We start from the raw sequence: 21,390 nt of genomic DNA, 5'->3' as shown, positions 1-21,390 counted from the left end.
GAAAGCCGGATTTTACCGTAAGGCCCGGCGCCAGAGCGCGTGCGCCGGGGACATCTGTCGCGACGTACCTACAGTAACGGCCTGTTTCCGGAAAAGATGACAGTGGCTGTGCTTCTTTATTTCATCCGAAGCACAGCCAGGGACTGCTTACGCTGCCAAAGGAACAAGAAAATCGCGGCTGATGCGATTGCCCAGCTCGAAGATGCGCTCCAGGAATTCAGTGAGCGTATCGTGCAGACCGGCGTCCAGGATTTCCTCGATGCGGGCGAACTTGAGATCGGCATGCAGCTTGCCGGCAAAGCGCTCGGTATCGGCCGAGACATCGTTGCGCACGTGGTGCAGGTTGGAGATCACGTTGCCCATGCAGGCCAGGAGCGAACGCGGCATGTCCGCCCGCAGGATCAGCAGCTCGGCCACCCGCTCGGGCGTGATGACGTCGCGGTAGACCTTGCGGTAGATCTCGAAGCCGGACACCGAACGCAGGATCGCGGCCCAGTAGTAGAAGTCCAGCTGTCCCGCTTCATCGTGGGTGGCCTGGCTTTGCGACTGCGATTGCGACTGCGACTGGCCATTGAGCTTCTGCGACTGCGTTTCCTTGGCGCCGTGGAACTTGACGTCGATGATGCGCGCCGTGTTGTCCGCACGTTCCAGGAAAGTGCCCAGGCGGATGAAGTGGAAGGCCTCATCTTCCAGCATGGTACCGATGGTGACGCCCCGCGAGAGATGCGAGCGGTGCTTGACCCACTCGAAGAAATCGCTCGGGTTCTGCTCCAGCGCATTGGTCTGCAGGTAGGACTGCATCTTGATCCAGGTGGCGTTCTGGATTTCCCAGGCTTCGGTGGTCAGGGCGCCGCGCACGGCACGCGCGTTCTCGCGCGCCTGGCGCAGGCAGGAGGCGATCGAGGACGGGTTGTTGGGATCGCGCACCATGAAGTCGATGACGTCCTTCTGCGTGAGCTTGTCGTATTTCTGGTTGTAGCCATAGAGCAGCTCCGAGATGCCAAGCACGGCGCGCCAGCCCTGCTCGGCGTCGTCAGTGGATTGCGGCAGCAGGGCGGTCTGTACGTGCACGTCCAGCATACGTGCGGTGTTCTCGGCGCGCTCGGTGTAGCGGGCCATCCAGAAGAGGTGATCGGCGGTACGGCTCAGCATCTTATTTCTCCAGAATCCAGGTGTCCTTGGTGCCGCCGCCCTGCGACGAGTTCACCACCAGCGAGCCTTCCTTCAAGGCCACGCGCGTCAAGCCGCCCTTGACCATGGTGATCTGCTTGCCCGACAGGACGAAGGGACGCAGATCGAGGTGGCGCGGCGCGATGCCGGACTCCACATAGGTCGGGCACACGGAGAGGGCCAGCGTGGGCTGGGCGATGTAGCCGTCGGGCTTGGCGATGATGCGCGCGCGGAAGTCTTCGATCTCCTGCTTGGTCGAAGCCGGGCCGACCAGCATGCCGTAGCCGCCGGCGCCGTGCACTTCCTTGACCACCAGCTTTTCCAGGTTGGCCAGGGTGTAGGAGAGATCTTCCTTCTTGCGGCACTGGTAGGTCGGCACGTTGTTGAGGATCGGGTCTTCGGACAGATAGAAGCGCACCATGTCCGGCACATACGGATAGATCGACTTGTCATCGGCCACACCGGTGCCGATGGCATTGGTCAACGTCACCTTGCCGGCGCGGTAGGCCTGCAGCAGGCCCGGCACACCGAGGGCCGAGTCAGGACGGAAGGCCAGCGGATCAAGGAAGTCGTCGTCGATGCGGCGATAGATCACGTCGACCCGCTTGGGGCCGCGCGTGGTGCGCATGTAGACCACGTTGTCCTTGACGAACAGGTCCTGGCCCTCGACCAGTTCCACCCCCATCTGCTGGGCCAGGAAGGCATGCTCGAAGTAGGCCGAGTTGTACATGCCCGGGGTCATCACCACCACGGTCGGATCGGTCACGCCGGCCGGCGCCACCGAACGCAGGTTGTCCAGCAGCAGGTCGGGATAGTGATCGACCGGTGCGATCTTGTGGCGCTTGAAGAGATCGGGGAAGAGCCGCATCATCATCTTGCGGTTCTCCAGCATGTAGGACACCCCGGACGGTACGCGCAGGTTGTCTTCCAGTACGTAGAATTCACCTTCGCCCGCGCGCACGATATCGACACCCGCGATGTGGGCGTAGATGTCGTTGACCACGTTCACATCCTGCATCTCGCGCCGGTACTGCGCGTTCTGGAAGATCTGCTCGGGCGGGATGATGCCGGCCTTGACGATCTTCTGCTCGTGATAGATGTCGTGGATGAACATGTTGAGCGCCTTGACGCGCTGGACCAGTCCCGCTTCCAGCTTGGCCCATTCGGCCTTGTGGATGATGCGCGGGATGATGTCGAAGGGGATCAGGCGCTCGGTGCCGGCATCGTTTCCATAGACGGCGAAGGTAATGCCGACGCGGCGGAAGATCAGGTCGGATTCGGCACGTTTGCGGGCGATGATTTCCGGCGATTGCGCGGAAAGCCAGCTGGCGAATTCTGCATAGTGCTGACGCACTTGACCTGCTTCGCTGCTTGCGCCTCCTGAATACATCTCATCAAAAAAATGTGCCATAGATTTGCTTCGCGTTCCCGTGGGAAGCGGGAATCTTTCTAAGTAGGTTGTAACGAAAACAGAGGCGGTGGGTACGGCAAACTACCTGCAAGGTTGCAGCAGAAACCAGGGGCTCTAAGGGACTGCACTTGCACGCCAGAGCCTGCGTGCATGAAGAAAGACTAACAGAGGCTTGAAATTTTTGACAGAGGAAAGTTGCATGCTTTTGCTCCTCGCCTGCGCGGGCCTGCCGCCATCAAACGCAGACCCGCACTGGCTTCAGTTAGTCCAGGGTGTGGGTGGCGGCACCTCGCAGGGGGCGGGCATGTCTATCGTCTTGAAGTCGGCCGGACTAACGATTTCCAGATACTCCATGTCGGGCGAATAGTCGAACAGGAAGTGCACGATGCCCGGCCGCTGGTGTACGCAGTCGCCCGCCTTGACCAGCGTGACCTCGGTTTCATACATGAAGCGCGCCCAGCCTTTCAACATGATGACGATGTGGAAGTTGGCCTCGTGCCGGTGCCAGCCGGTGCCGGTCTGCGGCGCCATGTTGGCCTTGACCAGCTGCGCCACCACCTGGCCGCCGGTGGCAGCAGCAATGCCCAGGTCGCGGTACAGGAAGAAGTCGCGCAGACCGCCGGTTTCATAGGGCGTGTCGCCCTCGCTCACGTGCGAGAAGGTGTTTTGCGCCAGTACGCTTGGATCAGCTACGGTATTCATCACATCCATCCTTTCTGCGGTCTCCCGCCACGGGCCTGCGACAAAATGGGCGCGACTCCCTCTGCCTTCTGCGCCCTAGAATTCCACATCGAGCTCGTCGATATCCTCCGGTTCCTTTTTGGCTGCCATGATCCATTCCTGCATCTCCGGCATGGCCATGATGCGCTTGGCATAGGCGGTGCAGATGGGATCGAGCTTGACGTCATAGGTCATGAAACGCGTGACGACCGGGGCGTACATGGCATCGGCCATGGTGCGCTGTTCGCCGAACAGGAAGGGCCCGCCGTACTTGGCCAGGCATTCCTTCCAGATGGTGGTGATGCGCACGATGTCGGCTTCGGCACGTGACCACACCTTGAAGTTGGGGAAGTGGCCCTTGAGGTTCATCGGCAGCGCCGCGCGCAGGGCCGAGAAGCCGGAATGCATTTCGCCGCACACCGAGCGGCAATGCGCACGGGCGGCCAGGTCGGCCGGCAGCAGCTTGGCGCCGGGGCGGATTTCGTTGAGATATTCGGCAATGGCCAGCGTATCCCATACCAGTACGTCGCCATGGTGGAGGCTGGGTACCAGGATGGAGGAAGACAGCAGCAGGATCTCTGCCCGTGCCGAAGGGTCGTCCGGCGGCACGATGTCTTCCTCGAAAGAGAGCCCGGCGAACCTGGCCATGAGCCAGCCGCGCAGGGACCACGAGGAGTAGTTCTTGCTGGTGATGCGCAAAGTCGTCTTAGGCATGTCAGTCCTTTATCTGTTTTGTGCAGGTTGACTTTGGGCACGCTGCCGCGTGAGCGGCGGTGTCTTGTTCATCATCTTCATCTTGCCCGCCCTGTCTGCGCTTCAGGGAAGGCGCGGGCCACTGAACCGGTCCGCACGTCTTTTGCTTGCAAAGCTTGTGCCAGCTCGCGGGAAAGTGCAGGGCGGGTGCCGGCAGCGTTTCCGCCCGGTCACGAAAGCCGGGTCAGGGCTGCCCAAAGCCTCCTTCGCCGGGCCTGGCGACCCGTCAATGGCATGACAATTGCATCTTTGCCTCTGCGAGCGGACACCAATAAGAGACAACCCGAGGGCGGCGCTTCATGATCAATACCTATCAGCTCTACCAGAACTACGCCGACGCCACCGATCCGCTGCGGGCCTGTGCCCGCATGATGGCGCCCATGCTGGGTGCGACCTGGCCCGGCGTGCCGGTGCATCCGGCCCTGCGCAAGATGGCCTCGGCCTGTGAGGTCTTTGCGCGTACCCAGCTCACCCATGCCCGCCCGCCCTTCGCGATCGGCGAGGTGGTCGACGGCGGATGCACAATTGCGGTGCATGAGGAGGAAATCAGCGCCACGCCCTTCTGTGGCCTGCTGCATTTCCGCAAGGAAACTACTGTGGTGCAGCCCAAGGTCCTGGTGGTGGCACCCATGTCGGGGCACTTCGCCACGCTCCTGCGCGGCACCGTCAAGACGCTCCTGCGCGACCACGACGTCTACATCACCGACTGGCGCAATGCGCGCGACGTGGCCATGGAGCACGGTCGTTTTGGCCTGGATGAATACGTTTCCCACGTCATCGGCTTCCTCGGCGTGCTGGGTCCGGGGACGCATCTGCTGGCAGTCTGCCAGCCCACGGTGGCCGCGCTGACGGCCGCCTCGGTGATGGCCGCGGACGATCATCCGGCGCAGCCGCGCACCATGACCCTGATGGCCGGCCCGCTCGATACCCGCGTCAATCCGACGGCTGTCAATGCCCTGGCCAAGAGCAAGCCGATCAGCTGGTTCGAGAAGAACATGATCAGTACCGTCCCGGCCCGCCATGCCGGTGCCGGGCGGCGCGTCTATCCGGGTTTCGTGCAACTGGGCGCGTTCATGAACATGAACCTGAACCGCCACATCGATGCCTTCCGCAAGCTCTATCACCACCTGGTCGAGGGCGAGGAAGCCCAGGCCGCGCAGATCAAGGATTTCTACGAAGAGTATTTCGCCATGGCCGACCTGCCCGCCGAGTTCTACCTGGAAACGGTGCGCACGGTCTTCCAGGAGCATGCGCTGCCGCTGGGCAAGTTGACCTATCGCGAGCGCGTGGTCGATCCGAGTGCCATCCGCCGCACCGCGCTCTTCACCATCGAGGGCGAGAAGGACGACATCTGCGCCGTCGGCCAGACCGTGGCCGCACAGGAAATGTGCAGCAGCATCCGGCCCTACATGCGCCTGCACCATGTTCAGACGGCGGTGGGCCATTACGGCGTCTTCAATGGACGGCGCTGGGAAAACGAAATCTATCCGCGCCTGCGCGACTTCATTGCCATGCATCACCGATGAGCGTGTGGCATGCTGTCAAGGGTGGTGTAAAAACTTAGTTTTCCGGATCGCAAGATTAAGTTTTTCCACACCCGGCACTAACACTCTGGCTTACACTCACAACGAGGTGCCCTCCATCAAGAATGTCATCAGGAAAGTCAGTCCGGAAGTAATCAGGCGGTAAGAAAAACAAGGTATGCAGTAGCCAGCAACTTTTCTCTGCATGTCGCCAACAACAACCAAGCCCCGCGCTTGACCATTTGCTTGTCGTAAAGGAATTCCATGTCGATCCACGTGGCCCTGAACCATGTCACCTCTTACAAGTACGACCGTGCCATCAACCTGGGTCCGCAAGTCATCCGCTTGCGTCCCGCCCCGCATAGCCGTACCCGCATCCTGAGCTATTCGCTGCGCGTGCTCCCCGAGCCGCACTTCATCAACTGGCAGCAAGACCCGGAATCGAACTACCTGGCGCGCCTGGTGTTTCCGGAGAAGACCACCGAATTCAAGATCGAGGTGGACCTGGTGGCCGAGATGTCGGTCATCAATCCCTTCGATTTCTTCCTCGAACCGTATGCCGAGCAATTCCCCTTCGAGTATGCCGAGGACCTGCAGAACGAACTGCTGCCCTACCGGCAGAAACTGCCGCTGTCGCCGCTGTTCGAGGAGTTCCTCAAGAGCATCCCGCGTGAAAAGGTCGGCAGCGCCAATTTCCTGGTGGCGCTGAACCAGCAGCTGGCCTCGCACATCGGCTACACCATCCGCATGGAACCGGGCGTGCAGACGCCGGAAGAAACGCTGGAACTGAAGTCCGGCTCCTGTCGCGATTCGTCCTGGCTGCTGGTGCAGTTGCTGCGCCACCTGGGCCTGGCGGCGCGCTTCGTCTCCGGCTACCTGATCCAGCTGACGGCCGACCAGAAATCACTGGATGGCCCCTCCGGCCCCGAGGCCGACTTCACCGACCTGCATGCGTGGTGCGAGGTCTATCTGCCGGGCGCCGGCTGGGTCGGGCTGGACCCGACCTCGGGCCTGTTCGCCGGCGAAGGCCACATTCCCTTGTCCTGCACGCCGGAGCCGGCCTCGGCTGCCCCGGTCAGCGGTTTGGTCGATCCTTGCGAAGTGGAATTCGAGCACCTGATGTCGGTCAAGCGCATCTGGGAAGCGCCGCGCGTGACCAAGCCCTATACCGAAGAACAATGGGCCGACATCGAGAAACTGGGCCATGCCATCGATGCCGACCTGCAGGCCAATGACGTGCGCCTGACCATGGGCGGCGAACCGACCTTCGTCTCGCTGGACCACCCGGACGAACCGGAGTGGAACACCGCCGCCATGGGCCCGACCAAGAAGCCGCTGGCGGCCGAGCTGTATCACCGCATGCGCAACAAGTACGCCGCGCAGGGGCTGCCGCATTTCGGCCAGGGCAAGTGGTATCCGGGCGAGCAGCTGCCGCGCTGGGCACTCAATTGCTACTGGCGCCGCGATGGCGAACCGATCTGGCTCAATCCCGCCCTGATCGGCGACGAGACCAGGCCGAACGTGAGCGACAAGATCGTCACCAGTCATTTCCTGCACCGTGTGGCGCAGCGCCTGCAGGTAGATGGCAAGAACGTCTTCCCGGCCTATGAAGACGTGTTCTACTACATGTGGCGCGAGCGCCGCCTGCCAGGAAACGTCGATCCCTTCGATTCGCGCGTGGATGACAAGCAGGAGCGCGAACGCCTGATGAAGGTCTTCACCCAGGGCCTGCAAAGTGCGGTGGGCCACGTGTTGCCGCTGGCGCGCCGCGACGATGGTCGCGGCTGGCAGAGCGGGGCATGGTTCCTGCGCAGCGAGCGCTGCTACCTCTATCCGGGCGATTCGCCGCTGGGTTATCGCCTGCCGCTGGATTCGCTGCCGTGGGTCAAGGAGGGCGAGTATCCCGCCGTCTACCCGGCCGATCCGACCCAGGCTTTCCGTGCGCTGCCCAGCAGCGCCGAGATCCGCCGCCAGCTGGGCAGCCCGCAGGAACCGGCTGCGCGCCAGAACAAGGCCGCCAGCGCGGCCGCTGCCGTCACCGGCGAAGGGCGCAGCAGTGCAGCCACTGCGGCGGCCAGCACCGCTACCCAGACAGTGCCCGCGCCTTTCGAATCGGCCAACTGGCTGACCCGCACGGCGCTGTGCGCCGAAGTGCGCAATGGCGTGTTCTACCTGTTCATGCCGCCGCTGGCGCAGCTGGAGCATTATCTGGAACTGGTGGCCGCCATCGAAGCGGTGGCCGAGGAACTGAAGCAGCCGGTCCTGCTGGAGGGCTATGAGCCGCCGCACGATCCGCGCCTGCGCAAGTTCAGCGTCACGCCTGACCCTGGCGTGATCGAGGTCAACATCCAGCCGGCCAACAACTGGAGCGAGCTGGTCGAGCAGACCACGCACCTGTACGACGCCGCACGCGCCTCGCGCCTGACCACAGAAAAGTTCATGCTCGATGGCCATCACTCCGGCACCGGGGGCGGCAATCACATGGTGCTGGGCGGCATCACGACCAGTGATTCCCCGTTCCTGCGCCGGCCCGATCTGCTGCGCAGCCTCATCTCGTACTGGCACAACCATCCGTCGCTGTCCTACCTGTTCTCGGGCATGTTCATCGGCCCGACCTCGCAGGCGCCGCGCATCGATGAGGCGCGCAATGATTCGACGGTGGAAATCGAACTGGCCTTCAGCGAAATGGACAAGCAGGTCGCCAAGGGCGACTGTCCGCCCTGGCTGGTGGACCGGCTGCTGCGCAACCTGTTGATCGACGTGACGGGCAACACCCACCGCGCCGAATTCTGCATCGACAAGCTGTATTCGCCCGACAGTGCCACCGGCCGCCTGGGCCTCTTGGAACTGCGCGCCTTCGAAATGCCGCCGCATGCACGCATGAGCCTGACCCAGCAACTGCTGCTGCGTGGTCTGGTGGCGCGTTTCTGGAAAGAGCCCTACAAGCCGGCGCGCCTGGTGCGCTGGGGCACGGAGCTGCATGACCGCTTCCTGCTGCCGCATTTCATCGAGCAGGATTTTGCCGACGTGATGGCCGACATGAACGAGGCCGGCTATCCCATGCGGGCCGAATGGTTCGCGCCGCACATGGAATTCCGCTGCCCCAAGATCGGCGACTATGCCGTCAAGGGCATGCAGGTCGAATTGCGCACTGCGCTCGAACCCTGGCACGTGCTGGGCGAGGAAAACAGCGGTGGTGGCACGGCGCGCTATGTGGATTCCTCGCTGGAACGCCTGCAGGTCAAGATCACCGGCATGGCCTCCGACCGTTACGTGCTGACCTGCAATGGCGTTCCGGTGCCGCTGCAGCCGACCGGTACCGTCGGGCAGTTTGTCTCCGGTGTACGTTATCGGGCCTGGCAGCCGCCGTCGGCGCTGCATCCGACCATCCCGGTGGATTCGCCGCTGACCTTCGACCTGATCGACACGTGGAATGGCCGCAGCCTCGGCGGTTGCCAATATCACGTGGTGCATCCGGGCGGCCGCAATTACGAAACCTTCCCGGTCAATGCCTTCGAGGCGGAAAGCCGCCGCCTGGCGCGCTATTTCCGCATGAACCATACCCCGGGAAAATGGCAGGTCACCCCGGCGCGGGCGTCTATCGAGTTTCCTTTTACGTTAGACTTACGCTACTTCTAAAACTGAGCCGGGCGCCGTTGCAGGCGCGGCGCGCAGCCCGGCCACTCACTGACTTATGCCCCAGCGTCTACTGGAAAGCTATCCGGTAGCCAGCGATCGTTATGACGAGATGCTGGCCGCCGACGGCCGCCTGCGCCCGCACTGGCGAACGCTGATCGACCAGCTTGAAAACCTCTCGCCGGAGATGCTGCGCCGGCGCGCCAACGAGGTGCGCGACGCCATCGCCTCCGATGGCGTGACCTACAACGTCTATGCCGACCCCAAGGGCGCCAACCGCCCCTGGGAGCTGGACCTGCTGCCGCACCTGGTGTCGTCCGAGGAATGGGATTTCCTGGAGCGCGCCGTGGCCCAGCGGGCGCGCCTGATGAATGGCCTGCTCGCCGACATCTACGGCCCCCAGACCCTGATCGCCGAAGGCCTGTTGCCGCCCGCGCTGGTGTTCGGCCAGCACGGCTACCTGATGCCCTGCCACGGCTGGCAGCCACCGGGCGGCGTGCATCTGCATGCCTATGCGATCGACCTGGCACGGTCGGCCGATGGTACCTGGTGGGTGGTGTCGGACCGCACGCAAGGTCCGTCCGGTACCGGCTATGCGCTGCAGAACCGCCAGATCATGGCGCGCGCCATGCCCGAGGCGCTGCGCGACATGCACGTGGAGTCGCCGCACCGCTACTTCCATACCCTGCGCGCCATGCTCACGCGCCTGGCGCCGGCCCAGGGCGAGGTGCCGCTGATCGTGCTGCTCACGCCGGGCCCCTACAACGAAACCTATTCCGAACACGCCTTCCTGGCGCATACGCTGGGCTTTCCGCTGGTGGAAGGGGTGGATCTGACGGTGCGCAGCGACCAGGTGTTCCTGAAGACCCTGAATGGTTTGCGCCGCGTGCACGCCATCCTGCGCCGCATGGACGACGACTATTGCGATCCGCTGGAGCTGCGCGCCGATTCCGCCCTCGGTGTGCCGGGCCTGACGCAGGCCGCACGGCTGGGCAATGTGGTCATCGCCAATTCGCTGGGCAGCGGTGTGCTGGAATCGACGGCGCTGCATGGCTTCCTGCCGGCCATCAATGAGCGCCTGTATGGCCAGTCGCTGCTGCTGCCGTCGGTAGCCTCGTGGTGGTGCGGCGAGAAACCGGCACTCGATTACACGCTGGCGCATTTCGATGAGCTGGTGATCGTGCCGGCGTTTTCTTCCATGCGCATGCAGCCGGTGTTCGGCCATACCGTGACGGGCGCGGCACGCCGCCGCCTGATCGAAAGCCTGCAATTGCAGCCGCACGCCTATGCCGCCCAGGAGTGGGTACGCCTGTCGCAGGCGCCGGTGATGGCACGCAGCGGCGACTATCGCCTGATGAACCGGACCATCAGCCTGCGCGTGTTTGCCGTGGCCGATGGCGAGGGCGGCTATCAGGTCATGCCGGGCGGCTTGACGCGCGTGGCGCCGCGCCAGCGGCGCGATGTGGTCTCCATGCAGCAGGGCGGCACCAGCAAGGATGTGTGGGTGCTGCGCGAGGAAGAGCGCCCCGACGCCGTTGCTGCCGATGAGCGCCATGGTGCAGAAAACGTCACCGTCATCAAGGGTACGGTGGACGTGTCCTCGCACTCGGGCGAGAACCTGTTCTGGATGGGACGCTATTCGGAGCGCGTGAAGAATCTCTCGCGCCTCTTGCGCACCACCTTGCAATACACCATGGATGGCCAGACCGAGAGCCGTGGCATGCTGGGCAGCGTGTCCTGGATCTGCAGCCAGCTGGGTGTGCAGATGCCCAAGTCGGAACCGCGTCCGACCATCACGGGCCTGCAGCAGAGCCTGCAGGCGGCGGTGGTCGATCCTTCCGCACCGGTGAGCGTGGCCACGCAATTGCGCCAGCTGGCCAATGCCGCCTACCAGGTGCGCGAGCATCTGTCGCTGGACAACTGGCATGCCCTGACCAAGATGCCGGCCATGGTGCAGGAGCGCATCAATACACCGGCTGCTGCCCAGCACGTGCTGGGCAACGTCATCGATGCCTGTTCGGGCCTGGCCGGCCATGCGCTGGACGACATGACGCGCGATGCCGGCTGGCAGTTCCTGATGGTGGGCCGCCACATCGAACGCATGGCCAACATGGCCGCACTGTTCGACAACTTCCTGCGCCTGCCGCCACAACGCCAGACCGCCGCGCTGTCCTGGCTGCTGGAGGCGGCCAGCAGCATCGTCACCTATCGCGTGCGCTATCGCCGCACGCCTGAATGGCTGCCGGTGCTGCACCTGCTGGTGTTCGACGTGAGCAATCCCCATGGCATGGCCTACCAGTTCCGCATGCTGCAGCAATACATGAGCGAGATCGCGCAGCAGCTGGGCTTGCTGAGCATGACCATTCCCACGCATCTGTCCGGCCAGCTGGAAGCGATGACCCTGAGCGAGTTTGCCCACGACCATCCCAACGTCGAAGAGGCCAACGCGCGCCTGACGCAACTGATGCGCGATGCGGTCAGCGGTGGCTACATGCTCTCGGACGATCTCTCGCGCCATTACTTCACGCCGCTGACCGCACCGGTCAGCCAGGGGGTATGACATGAGCGAGCGCCACGTCTATCGCATCCATCACCAGACCACCTACCAGTATTCGCTGCCGGTGCGCCTGTCGCATCAGGTGCTGCACCTGACTCCACGCGAACTGCCCTGGCAGCAATGCCTCTCGCATACGGTGAACGTGTCGCCGGGGCCGCATCTGGTGCGCAGCTACGAAGACAATTTCGGCAACGTCATCAAGGCGTTTTCGCTGGACACCGACCACACCAGCCTGGACGTGCAGGCCGACTCCTGGGTCGCGCTCACGCCGCGCCCGGAGCCGCAGCCGGGCATGCAGTGGGAGGAAGCGGCGACGCTGATGGCTTATCACGGGGGGCGCCTGATGGCGCCGGGCATGCTGGAGGCGTCCAACTTCCTGTTCGAATCCTCGCACGTACGCATCAAGCGCGAGTTCATCCGTTATGCAGCCGAGTGCTTCAGCCCCGGCCTGTCGGTGGTGGAGGGGGTGCGCGCATTGATGATGCGCATCCATGAGGAATTCGCTTTCGATCCGGCAGCGACCACCGTCTCCACACCGGTGACCGAAGTCTTCGTCAATCGCCGTGGCGTGTGCCAGGACTTTGCGCACCTGATGCTGTCCTGCCTGCGTTCCATCGGACTGGCCGCGCGCTACGTCAGCGGCTATCTGCTGACCGAACCGCCGCCCGGGCAGCCGCGCCTGATCGGTGCCGATGCCTCGCATGCGTGGGTGTCGGTGTATTGCCCGGGAGCCGATGGGGGCGAAGGGACATGGATCGATGCTGATCCGACCAATGGCATCTTCCCCGATACCGGCCACATCACGCTGGGCTGGGGGCGTGACTTCCTGGATATCTCGCCCTTGCGCGGCGTACTCATCGGCGGCGGCCAGCAGAGCATGCAGGTGGCCGTGACGGTGTTGCCGGGGGAAGAGGCGCAGGGCTTGCAGTTGTCGATCTGAGCGGCGTCGTTCTTTTCGGCCCAAGAAAAATGGCCACTGATCGCAAGATCAGTGGCCATGTCGTTTCAGGCTGGCAGCTCAGTGCGCTCCGGCATCGGCGACCATCAGCGGTTTGCCGCCGTCAGGACGGTTGCGGTCCGACGCCTGCTTGACCAGCAGTGCCACGGTCGAGACCAATGCAGCCGTGGCCACCACCGCGAACACTTCGCCAAAGCCCAACTGGCGCCGCGTCAGTTCGGCCACCAGGAAGGAACCGGCGATGCCGCCGAAGCGGCCCACGCCCAGCATCCAGGCCACGCCGGTGGCACGGCCACGGGTCGGATAGTAAGCGGCGGCCAGCGCTGGCAGCGATGATTGCGCGGTATTCATCAAGGTGCCCGCCACGAACACCACCACCGTCAGTACGCCCACGTTGCCCACCGCCTGGCCGATGCCGAAGACAGCCACGGCCGTGGCGGCAAAGCCGATGGCGATGACGCGGTTGGCGTTGTAACGGTCCATCAGCCAGCCGAACAGGATGGCGCCCACGCCGCCCAACGGGAAGAGCGCCGAAATGAGCGTGGCCGTCTTGGGGGCCAGGCCGGCATCCTTGAACAGCACCGGCATCCAGTTCACCAGCGCATAGAAGATCACCAGTCCCATGAAGTAAGCCAGCCACAGCATGCAGGTGCCGATCAGATAGCGCGGCTCGAACAGCAGGGCGATGCCGCTCTTGCCGGTGGCCGTTTCGCCTTGCGGGCCGGTCTCGGCCAGGGTGAAGCGCTTGAAGCTGGCAGCCGAGGCCGAGATGCGGCGCAGGACCGCACCGATGCGCTCGGCGGTATAACCCTTGGCCACCATGTGGCGCACCGACTCGGGCAGGTTCGGCAGCATCACCAGCAACAGCAGCAGCGGGGCGGCACCGCCCAGCATGAGCACGCTGCGCCAGCCCCACAGCGGAATCATCCAGGCCGCCAGGAAGCCGCCCAGCGCCGCGCCCAGCGGGAAGCCGCAGAACATGGCATTGGTCAGCATGGCACGGCGGCCGGCCGGGCTGTATTCACTGGTGAGCGTGACCGCATTGGGCATGGCCGCGCCCAGGCCGAGGCCGGTCAGGAAGCGCAGGACGGTCAGCTCCTGCAGGTTGCCGGCAAAGGCCGAGCCCATGCAGGCCGCACCCATCACCAGCACCGACAGCAGCAGGATCTTGCGGCGGCCGTAGCGGTCGGCCAGCGGGCCGGAGGTCAGCGCGCCAGCGGCCAGGCCGAACAGGGCTGCACTGAGGACCGGCGCCAGGTCAGGCTTGGCAATGCCCCAGTCCTTGAGCAGCGAAGGTGCGATGAAGCCGATGGCGGCGGTATCGAAGCCGTCCAGCAGGACGACGAAGAAGCACAGGGCAAAGATCAGCCACTGATAGCGCGAGAAGGGCTCGCGGTTGATGAAGGCCTGGACGTCCAGGGCCGGGGTTTCTGGTCTCATGTCTCTCTCTCTTCAGGAATTGTTGCGACGACAGTTTTTCTTTTTGTGCGAAAAGTATAAAACAATGTGCCACTGATTTGTTCGGTAAGTGCTCATGTGTGCGGTAAACGAACAAAATCGCGTTTTATGAAGAAATGCGCGCAGCCCTCCGCCACGCGGACGCGGGCAGCAGGCTCGGGGAAGCAGCGTGAAGGAAAATGTAAAAAACCGGGAAAACGCGCAGCGTCCCCGGCCGGGTGCACCGCTCAGGGTGTGCGGATGTGATCGATCAGCGCGATGGTGGCTTCGTCCGGGGGCGGCGTGAGCAGGCTGACGATGACCATGGCGGCCATGCCCACCGGTACGCCGAAGATGCCGGCCGAGATCGGTGCGATGTGGAACCACTGGCCGGCCGCGCTGCCGCCGAAGGAGGGATTGGTGTGCAGCATGTAATACACGCACATCAGGAAACCGCAGACGATGCCGGCAATCGCTCCGGCCTGGTTGGCGCGCTTCCAGAACACGCCCAGCACCAGTGCCGGGAAGAGCGTGGAGGCCGCCAGCGAAAAGGCCGCGCCGACCATGGAGAGGATGTCGCCGGGTTTGAGCGAGGCCGCATAGGCTGCCAGCAAGGCCACCACCAGCAACAGCAGCTTGGAAATGGTGACGCGCTTTTGCGTGGAGGCGGTGGGATCGACCACCTTGTAATACACGTCGTGCGAGAGCGCATTGGAGATCGTCAGCAACAGCCCGTCGGCGGTGGAAAGCGCCGCGGCCAGCCCGCCAGCGGCCACCAGCCCGGACACGAAATACGGCAGCCCGGCAATCTCCGGCATGGCCAGCACGATGATGTCGCCATCCATGGAAATCTCGCCCAGCTGCACCAGGCCGTCGCGGTTGAGGTCGTTGATGGAGACCAGCGGATTGAGCTTGTCCATGTTGGCCCAGTAATACACCCAGTCCGGCAGGTGGCTGTAGCTGCTGCCCACCAGCGAGGTGTAGATGTCGTATTTCACCAGTACGGTCAGCGCCGGCACGGTGAGGTAGATCAGCATGATGAAGAACAGCGTCCAGAATACCGAGCTGCGCGCCCCGGCCACGGTGGGCGTGGTGTAGTAGCGCATCAGGATGTGCGGCAAGGCAGCCGTGCCCAGCATCAGGCAGAACACCAGCGCCAGGAAGTTGTTGCGCTTGATGTCGGAGCTTTGCGCGTCGCGGCCGGGGAAGGGCTCAGTTTGCGATGCTGGTGGCTGCGCCCGCGCCAGGTTGGCCGCGCGCGCTTCGGTCCATTTGCGTTCGGCTTCCTGGGGCGACTTGGGGTAGGACGACAGCGCCCGGCTGGCTGCCTTGATCTCGGCCAGCGAGGCGTGCGTGTCACGGCGGATCTGGTCGGCCTGGTTCTGCGCCTCCACGCGGCCCTCGAGCCAGGATTGCGGCAGGTTCTTCAGGCGCCGGTCATAGTCATCGGCGCGCGCCTGGAAGATCTGGCGCACTTCTTTTTCCTTGGGGTCGTCTTCCAGCTTGTGTTCCATGGCCGAGAGCTTGGGCAGCACCGCACCATAGGCCACCGGTGGCACCGGGATGGTCGCATGCTTGGCCGAGAGCCAGACCACCGGGATCAGGTAGGCGAACAGGATGATGATGTATTGCGCCACCTGGGTCCAGGTGATGGCGCGCATGCCGCCCAGGAAGGAGCACACCAGGATGCTGGCCAGTCCGAGGAAGATGCCGATGGAAAAATCGATGCCGGTAAAGCGCGAGGTGATCAGGCCCACGCCATAGATCTGCGCCACCACGTAGGTGAAGGAGATCAGGATGGTGGCCGCCACCGCCAGGATGCGGATGACGTTGGCGCCCTGCGTGCCGGGCTTGCCCGGATAGCGTGCGGCGAGGAAATCGGCGATGGTGTATTGCCCGAACTTGCGCAGGTAGGGTGCGATCAGCAGGGCCACCAGGCAGTAGCCCCCGGTCCAGCCGAGGATGTAGGCCAGGCCGTCGAAGCCCTGCAGATAGAGGCCGCCGGCCAGGCTGATGAAGGTCGCCGCCGAGATCCAGTCGGCCGCCGTGGCCATGCCGTTGAAGAGCGGCGGCACGCGCCGTCCGGCGACGTAGTATTCGGGCACGTCGGAGGTGCGGCAGACCACGCCGATGCCGGCATACAGGCCGATGGTGACGAACAGGAACAGGTAGCCGATCCAGGAGCGCGGCATGCCTTCGCGTTCCAGGACGGCCAGCACGCACAGGAAGACGATGAAGCCCAGCGTATAGAGCCCGTAATAGCGGCACAGGCGCCGGAAGAAGTCCTTGTTACTCTCCATGCCCGCTCTCGCCTTGTTCACGTCGGACCAGTTGTTCGATACGGCGCATGCGGCGCACGTAGATCACCACGATGGCCAGGTAGATCAGCATCATGCCTTGCGCTGCCATGTAGAAGGAGACCGGCCAGCCGAACAGGTGCACCCGGTCCAGCTCGCGCGCGAAGTAGATGAAGCAGAACGTGGCCAGGAACCACAGCGCCAGCAGCCAGGCCGTCATGCGGCGGGTGCGGTGCCATTGGTTGCCGGGGTCGGTGGGAAGGGCGCCTTGGTCCATGTCAGGTGATGTCGTCGAAGAAGGGCGTGCGCGGCATCATGCGAAAGCTCACGCGAAACAGGCTGCCCGGATATTTGGGATCGCTACAGCGCGGATTGTGGGTGATCTCGACCACCGCCTCATGTTGCTGCGCGATCTCGCGCACGATGGCCAGACCCAGGCCGCTGCCGGTGCTGGGCGTGCCGAGGATGCGATAGAAGCGCTCGAAGACGTTGGCACGCTCGGCCACCGGAATGCCGGGGCCGTTGTCTTCCACTTCGAGGATGGCGAGCCCTCCGCCTTCATCGGTGCGCGCGCGTACGGTGACGCGGCCATTGCCATCGTGCGGTGTGTAATGCAGGGCATTGTCCAGCAGGTTGGACAATAATTCGCGCAGCATCACCGGGTTGCCGGTGATGAGGATGGGATGGTCGGGTTGCTCGAAACCGAGGTCGATGCGCTGCGTGAAGGACATCGGTACCCAGTCCTGCACCACGCCGCGTGCGAGTTCATTGAGTTCCAGCGGGACCATGCCACCCGATTGGGATTGCTGGTTCTCTGCACGGGCCAGCGAGAGCAATTGATTGACCAGGCGGGTGGCGGTTTCCGAACTCTTGGCCAGTTGCTCCAGCGAACGGCGCACGTCGTCCTGATCATCCTGGCGCAGCGCCAGTTCGGATTGCATGCGCATGCCGGCCAGCGGCGTTTTCATCTGGTGCGCGGCATCGGCGATGAAGCGCTTCTGGATGGCGATGGTCTGCGACAGCCGCGCCAGCATGTCGTTGAGGGAACGCACCAGGGGCGAGATTTCTTCGGGGACCTGGCCGGAGTCGATGGGGGAGAGATCATCGGGACGGCGCGCGCGGATGCGCTGCTGCAATTCCGACAGCGGCGAGAGCCCGCGCGAGAGCGCGAACCACACCAGTGCCAGCGCCACCGGCAGGATCACGAACTGCGGCAGGATCACGCCCTTGATGATTTCGTTGGCGAGCTGGGCGCGCTTTTCCAGCGTCTCGCCGACCTGCACCGTGGCGATGCGCGGCTCACGCTGGGCGGCGCGCTGGGCCGGGCTGCGGCGGAGGTCCACCTGCAGGGTGGCGATGCGCACGTCGCTGCCGTGCAGGATGTCATTGCGGAACTGCACCGTGCCCAGCGTGGCGCGGTCATCCTCGCCGGGCGGCTGGGGCATGTCGACGTCGCCTTCCACGTATTCACCATTGGGGCCGGTGACCTTGTAGTAGATGTTGTCGATGTCGTCGGCGCGCAGCAGGTCGCGCGCCGAGACCGGCAGGCGCGCGACCACCTTGCCGTTGACTTCGGAGACCTGCTGGGCCAGCACGGTCACGCTGTCTTCCAGGGCGCGGTCGAAGGGCTGGTTGGCGATCGACTGCGCGATCAGGTAGGTGATGGCGATGCTCATCGGCCACAGCAGCAGCAGCGGGGCCAGCATCCAGTCGAGGATCTCGCCGAAGAGCGAACGCTGGATGCGTTCCACCGGCTGGGTGGCCAGCGCGGCGCGGCGTTTCTTGCGGGGAGCAGATGCGGCAGGCGCGTCCTGTGCCGGCTCGGCAGGCGAGGGCGATGGAGCTGCGGGGGAGGGATCGCGCGCGGTCATGATCTGTCAGCGCGCGGCTGCCCCGATGAGTGAAGCGGAGTGCGCGCCTTCAAGCCGCGCCGTTGGAGGCTGCCAGCGGTGCGGCGCCGGTCTCGGGCAGCTTTTCCAGGCAATAGCCGAGTCCGCGCACGGTGGCGATGCGCACGCCGCCGACCTCGATTTTCTTGCGCAGACGATGGACATAGACCTCGATGGCATTGTTGCTGACTTCCTCTCCCCATTCGCACAGGTGGTCCACCAGCTGTTCCTTGGAGACCAGGCGGCCGGTGCGTTGCAATAATACTTCGAGCAGGCCCAGTTCCCGCGCGGACAGTTCCAGCATCTGTTCACCGATGTAGGCGATGCGGCCTACCTGGTCGAAAGAGAGCGGTCCATGCTTGATGACGGTCGGGCCACCGCCGGCACCGCGCCGGGTCAGCGCCCGCACCCGCGCTTCCAGTTCGGAGAGCGCGAAAGGCTTGGCCATGTAGTCGTCGGCACCGAGATCAAGTCCCTGCACGCGCTGTTCCACCGAATCCGCCGCCGTCAGGATCAGCACCGGCAGGCGCGAATTGCGCGCCCGCAGGCGCCTCAGCACTTCCAGGCCGGACATCTTGGGCAGGCCCAGGTCCAGGATCAGCAGGTCGAAGTCCTGGGTGGACAGGGCCGAATCGGCTTCCACCCCGTTCTTGACGCAATCGGCGGCATAGCCGGAATGGCGCAGGGAACGGGTCAAGCCGTCGGCCAGTACGCTGTCGTCTTCAGCAAGGAGGATGCGCATAGGAATCGGTCAGCGAGGCGAGCCCGGCTGCTTGTCTCGGATGGTTGAATTATTGTGCTACCTTTTTGTTCATATTCCACTAATTGCATGCTCAATGCAAATCAGGGATATCCTGACGTGAGCTGTCCTTGAGGGAAGTCACGTCGCGGCGCTTAAGTGTAACAATTCAGTCTGGCTCATTGAAGTCTGAAGCTTAGGCCTTATAGTAGGAAGCGTCGGCGAGATTTACTTGCTGGCAGCGCAATTTTTGTTGATATAATTTCTCGCATCCATTGCTGGAAAAATCTGATGAAACGTTTGTGGGTCCTCCTGCTGATCTGTCTGTTACCGGTGCAAGTATTTGCAGCGGTGCTGACGTACGCCAGCTCGATGGCCGCGACCGACTTCTCGGTTCCGGCTGCGGCCCACGCCGTGGCGACCCGGCATCTGGCTGCCAAGACCGTTTCCCTGTCCGACGCTGCCCATACTGACCATACTGCCAGCGACGACAAGTCGCAGGCTCTGTCCGCTGATGCTGGCACCAGCGATGACGACGGTACTGGCTATGCCGACAGCGGTGAAGACTTTTCCACGCACGCCGGCATCGGTGACGAGCCGCTGCTGATGCAATCCCTGGCCATGGTGCCGCAAACTTCCCGCCTGGCGCCCGCTCTGCGTAGCGATGCCGCCCTGCAACCCCCGTTCCTGCCCCGCGCAGGACGTCCTCCCCGGGCCTGATCCCGTCGCCACGCGCGACAGGTATTGCTGCGCCCGCTGAACTGCCCTGATTCCCTGAGGCTTCGCGCCGTGCGACAGCAGGACCTTGCGCGTGCGCGGCCAGCGTCCGCCAGCCCGTGCGGCGCTTTTGCTCCAGGGCACACCCGATCCAGCATTCATGAATTACGGCCGATGTGACCGCATCACATCATCAGAATCCTCTAGGAGAAAGCATGAAAAAAGCATTTGTCGCGCTGATAGTGGCGGTGATGACGCTCTCTGTTGGCATGTCGGCCGTCGAAGCCAAGCGTCTTGGCGGTGGCGGTTCGATCGGCAAACAGTCTTCCAGCGCCAGCCGTCAGGCGCAAAGCCCAGCCCCGATGCAACAGAACCAGGCCGCCGCTGCCAAGCCGGCCGCGCCTGCTGCCGCACCGGCCCCGGCTGCTGCCAAGCCGAGCATGTGGAAGGGCCTGCTGGGTGGCGCACTGCTGGGTCTGGGCCTGGGTGCGCTGCTGTCGCACTTCGGTCTGGGTGGCGCGCTGGCCAGCATGATCAGCACCATCCTGACCGTGGCCTTGATCGCCCTGGCGATCATGTTCGTGATCCGCTTGTTCCGCCGCAAGTCGGAAGCCTCGCAGTCCGCGCAACCGGCGCCGGCCTGGGCCAGCGCCGCACCGCAAGCTTCTGACAACGCCTCGGCCACGCCGCAGATCGGCTCCCTGCTCAAGACCGAGCAGTCCGCTGCTGCGGCGACCCAAGGCGGTTTCGGTGGCGGTTTCGGCAATGCCGAGGCAGCGCCTGCCTATGGCATCCCGGCCGGTTTCGACACCGTGGGCTTCGTGCGCAATGCCAAGACCTATTTCATCCGCCTGCAAGCGGCATGGGACAAGGCTGACATCAACGACATCCGCGAATTCACCACCCCCGAGATGTTTGCCGAGCTGCGCCTGCAGATCCAGGAGCGCGGCACTGCCGTCAACCAGACCGACGTGGTCTCGCTGGATGCCGAAGTGCTGGGCGTGGAAACCGTGGGCAATGATTACCTGGCCAGTGTGAAGTTCTTCGGCTTCATCAAGGAAGATCCGACCGCCTCGCCGGCCCAGTTCGCCGAGATCTGGAACCTGTCCAAGCCGGCCGCCGGCCAGGGTGGCTGGGTGCTGGCCGGTATTCAGCAGCTCGATCCGGTGCAGGCGTAAGCCGTCCGGAATTTGGCAAGAACGTTCATGTAGCAAGTATCAGTTTGGCGCGGAAGGCGGCGGTTAGTGGATGAGCGTCGCCAGTCCGTTTTACCGCCGGCTTTTGCCGGCGGTTTTTTTATGTCCGTTCCCTGTCCATTCCACGCTTGCATTTCTCTTCATATCGGCCCGGAACCGCCCGTGCGGCGGGTATCTTCGCCGTACCGCCGTTGGGCCTCTCGCAGCTCCCTTGTACGATAAAAAAAGCACCGCATCAGCGGCGCTTGTGATCCTGCGTGTCTGCCTCTTGACCGGTACCATCCCGGTCGCGCGGCCTGATGCGGCCATCCGTCAGTGGAAACAGCAGCGCCACCACCACCAGGATAACCAGCAACAGCAGCGTGATCTGATCCAGCCCGTCCATGT

The 21,390-nt window shown here is 63.8% G+C and carries 16 protein-coding genes; 6 read left to right on the top strand and 10 right to left on the bottom strand.

Features of this window, described 5'->3' with window-relative positions; genetic code table 11:
* Positions 1–147 precede the first annotated feature (147 nt).
* From ACVC5H_RS22385 to ACVC5H_RS22370, 4 genes are all read right to left on the bottom strand, one after another.
* A complete protein-coding gene (locus ACVC5H_RS22385) occupies positions 148–1,152 on the bottom strand; it encodes an alpha-E domain-containing protein (RefSeq protein WP_489619917.1) in 1,005 nt (334 codons plus the stop codon).
* Position 1,153: 1 nt separating this feature from the next.
* Positions 1,154–2,581, bottom strand: a complete 1,428-nt coding sequence (locus ACVC5H_RS22380) for a circularly permuted type 2 ATP-grasp protein (RefSeq protein WP_489619916.1) — start codon at positions 2,579–2,581, stop codon at positions 1,154–1,156.
* Positions 2,582–2,839: 258 nt separating this feature from the next.
* Entirely contained in the window at positions 2,840–3,283 is a 444-nt protein-coding gene (locus tag ACVC5H_RS22375) for a cupin domain-containing protein (protein WP_489619915.1), read from the bottom strand.
* A gap of 75 nt (positions 3,284–3,358) precedes the next feature.
* Complete coding sequence (locus ACVC5H_RS22370; protein WP_489619914.1) at positions 3,359–4,015, bottom strand: glutathione S-transferase family protein; 657 nt, start codon at positions 4,013–4,015, stop codon at positions 3,359–3,361.
* 338 nt (positions 4,016–4,353) lie between these two features.
* Here ACVC5H_RS22370 and ACVC5H_RS22365 point away from each other — a divergent pair, with 338 nt between their 5' ends.
* From ACVC5H_RS22365 to ACVC5H_RS22350, 4 genes are all read left to right on the top strand, one after another.
* Positions 4,354–5,580: a polyhydroxyalkanoate depolymerase gene (locus ACVC5H_RS22365; RefSeq protein ID WP_489619913.1), complete on the top strand. Its 1,227-nt coding sequence runs from the start codon at positions 4,354–4,356 to the stop codon at positions 5,578–5,580.
* Positions 5,581–5,841: 261 nt separating this feature from the next.
* Positions 5,842–9,216, top strand: a complete 3,375-nt coding sequence (locus ACVC5H_RS22360; RefSeq protein ID WP_489619912.1) for a transglutaminase family protein — start codon at positions 5,842–5,844, stop codon at positions 9,214–9,216.
* Between the two features lie 55 nt (positions 9,217–9,271).
* Entirely contained in the window at positions 9,272–11,773 is a 2,502-nt protein-coding gene (locus tag ACVC5H_RS22355) for a circularly permuted type 2 ATP-grasp protein (RefSeq protein ID WP_489619911.1), read from the top strand.
* 1 nt (position 11,774) lies between these two features.
* On the top strand, positions 11,775–12,710 hold the full coding sequence (locus ACVC5H_RS22350) for a transglutaminase family protein (protein WP_489619910.1): 936 nt from the start codon (positions 11,775–11,777) through the stop codon (positions 12,708–12,710).
* 78 nt (positions 12,711–12,788) lie between these two features.
* Here ACVC5H_RS22350 and ACVC5H_RS22345 read toward each other — a convergent pair whose 3' ends face one another.
* The 5 genes from ACVC5H_RS22345 to ACVC5H_RS22325 form a co-directional block, all read right to left on the bottom strand.
* Positions 12,789–14,168 carry an MFS transporter gene (locus ACVC5H_RS22345; protein WP_489619909.1) on the bottom strand — a complete coding sequence of 460 codons (1,380 nt, stop codon included), beginning with the start codon at positions 14,166–14,168 and terminating at the stop codon, positions 12,789–12,791.
* A 245-nt stretch (positions 14,169–14,413) separates the two neighbouring features.
* Positions 14,414–16,465 (bottom strand): sodium:solute symporter family protein, encoded by a 2,052-nt coding sequence (locus ACVC5H_RS22340; RefSeq protein ID WP_489619908.1) that lies wholly within the window; start codon positions 16,463–16,465, stop codon positions 14,414–14,416.
* Positions 16,455–16,739, bottom strand: a complete 285-nt coding sequence (locus ACVC5H_RS22335; RefSeq protein WP_489619907.1) for a DUF4212 domain-containing protein — start codon at positions 16,737–16,739, stop codon at positions 16,455–16,457. Before ACVC5H_RS22335 ends, ACVC5H_RS22340 begins: the two co-directional genes overlap by 11 nt.
* A gap of 1 nt (position 16,740) precedes the next feature.
* Positions 16,741–18,333 carry a sensor histidine kinase gene (locus ACVC5H_RS22330; RefSeq protein ID WP_489619906.1) on the bottom strand — a complete coding sequence of 531 codons (1,593 nt, stop codon included), beginning with the start codon at positions 18,331–18,333 and terminating at the stop codon, positions 16,741–16,743.
* A gap of 49 nt (positions 18,334–18,382) precedes the next feature.
* The gene (locus tag ACVC5H_RS22325) at positions 18,383–19,093 is read right to left on the bottom strand and encodes a response regulator (RefSeq protein ID WP_489619905.1); all 711 of its coding nucleotides are present in this window, start codon (positions 19,091–19,093) and stop codon (positions 18,383–18,385) included.
* A gap of 288 nt (positions 19,094–19,381) precedes the next feature.
* Between ACVC5H_RS22325 and ACVC5H_RS22320 the strand changes: the two genes are divergently transcribed.
* Both ACVC5H_RS22320 and ACVC5H_RS22315 read left to right on the top strand, forming a co-directional pair.
* The gene (locus ACVC5H_RS22320) at positions 19,382–19,810 is read left to right on the top strand and encodes a hypothetical protein (RefSeq protein ID WP_489619904.1); all 429 of its coding nucleotides are present in this window, start codon (positions 19,382–19,384) and stop codon (positions 19,808–19,810) included.
* Between the two features lie 212 nt (positions 19,811–20,022).
* A complete protein-coding gene (locus tag ACVC5H_RS22315; protein ID WP_489619903.1) occupies positions 20,023–20,985 on the top strand; it encodes a Tim44 domain-containing protein in 963 nt (320 codons plus the stop codon).
* 253 nt (positions 20,986–21,238) lie between these two features.
* Here ACVC5H_RS22315 and ACVC5H_RS22310 read toward each other — a convergent pair whose 3' ends face one another.
* The gene (locus ACVC5H_RS22310) at positions 21,239–21,388 is read right to left on the bottom strand and encodes a hypothetical protein (protein ID WP_489619902.1); all 150 of its coding nucleotides are present in this window, start codon (positions 21,386–21,388) and stop codon (positions 21,239–21,241) included.
* Positions 21,389–21,390: the final 2 nt, after the last annotated feature.

The organism is Herbaspirillum sp. Her3, from assembly GCF_057961275.1.
The sequence above is the reverse complement of the archived record's forward strand: the minus strand, read 5'-3'. Positions and strand labels throughout refer to the sequence as shown.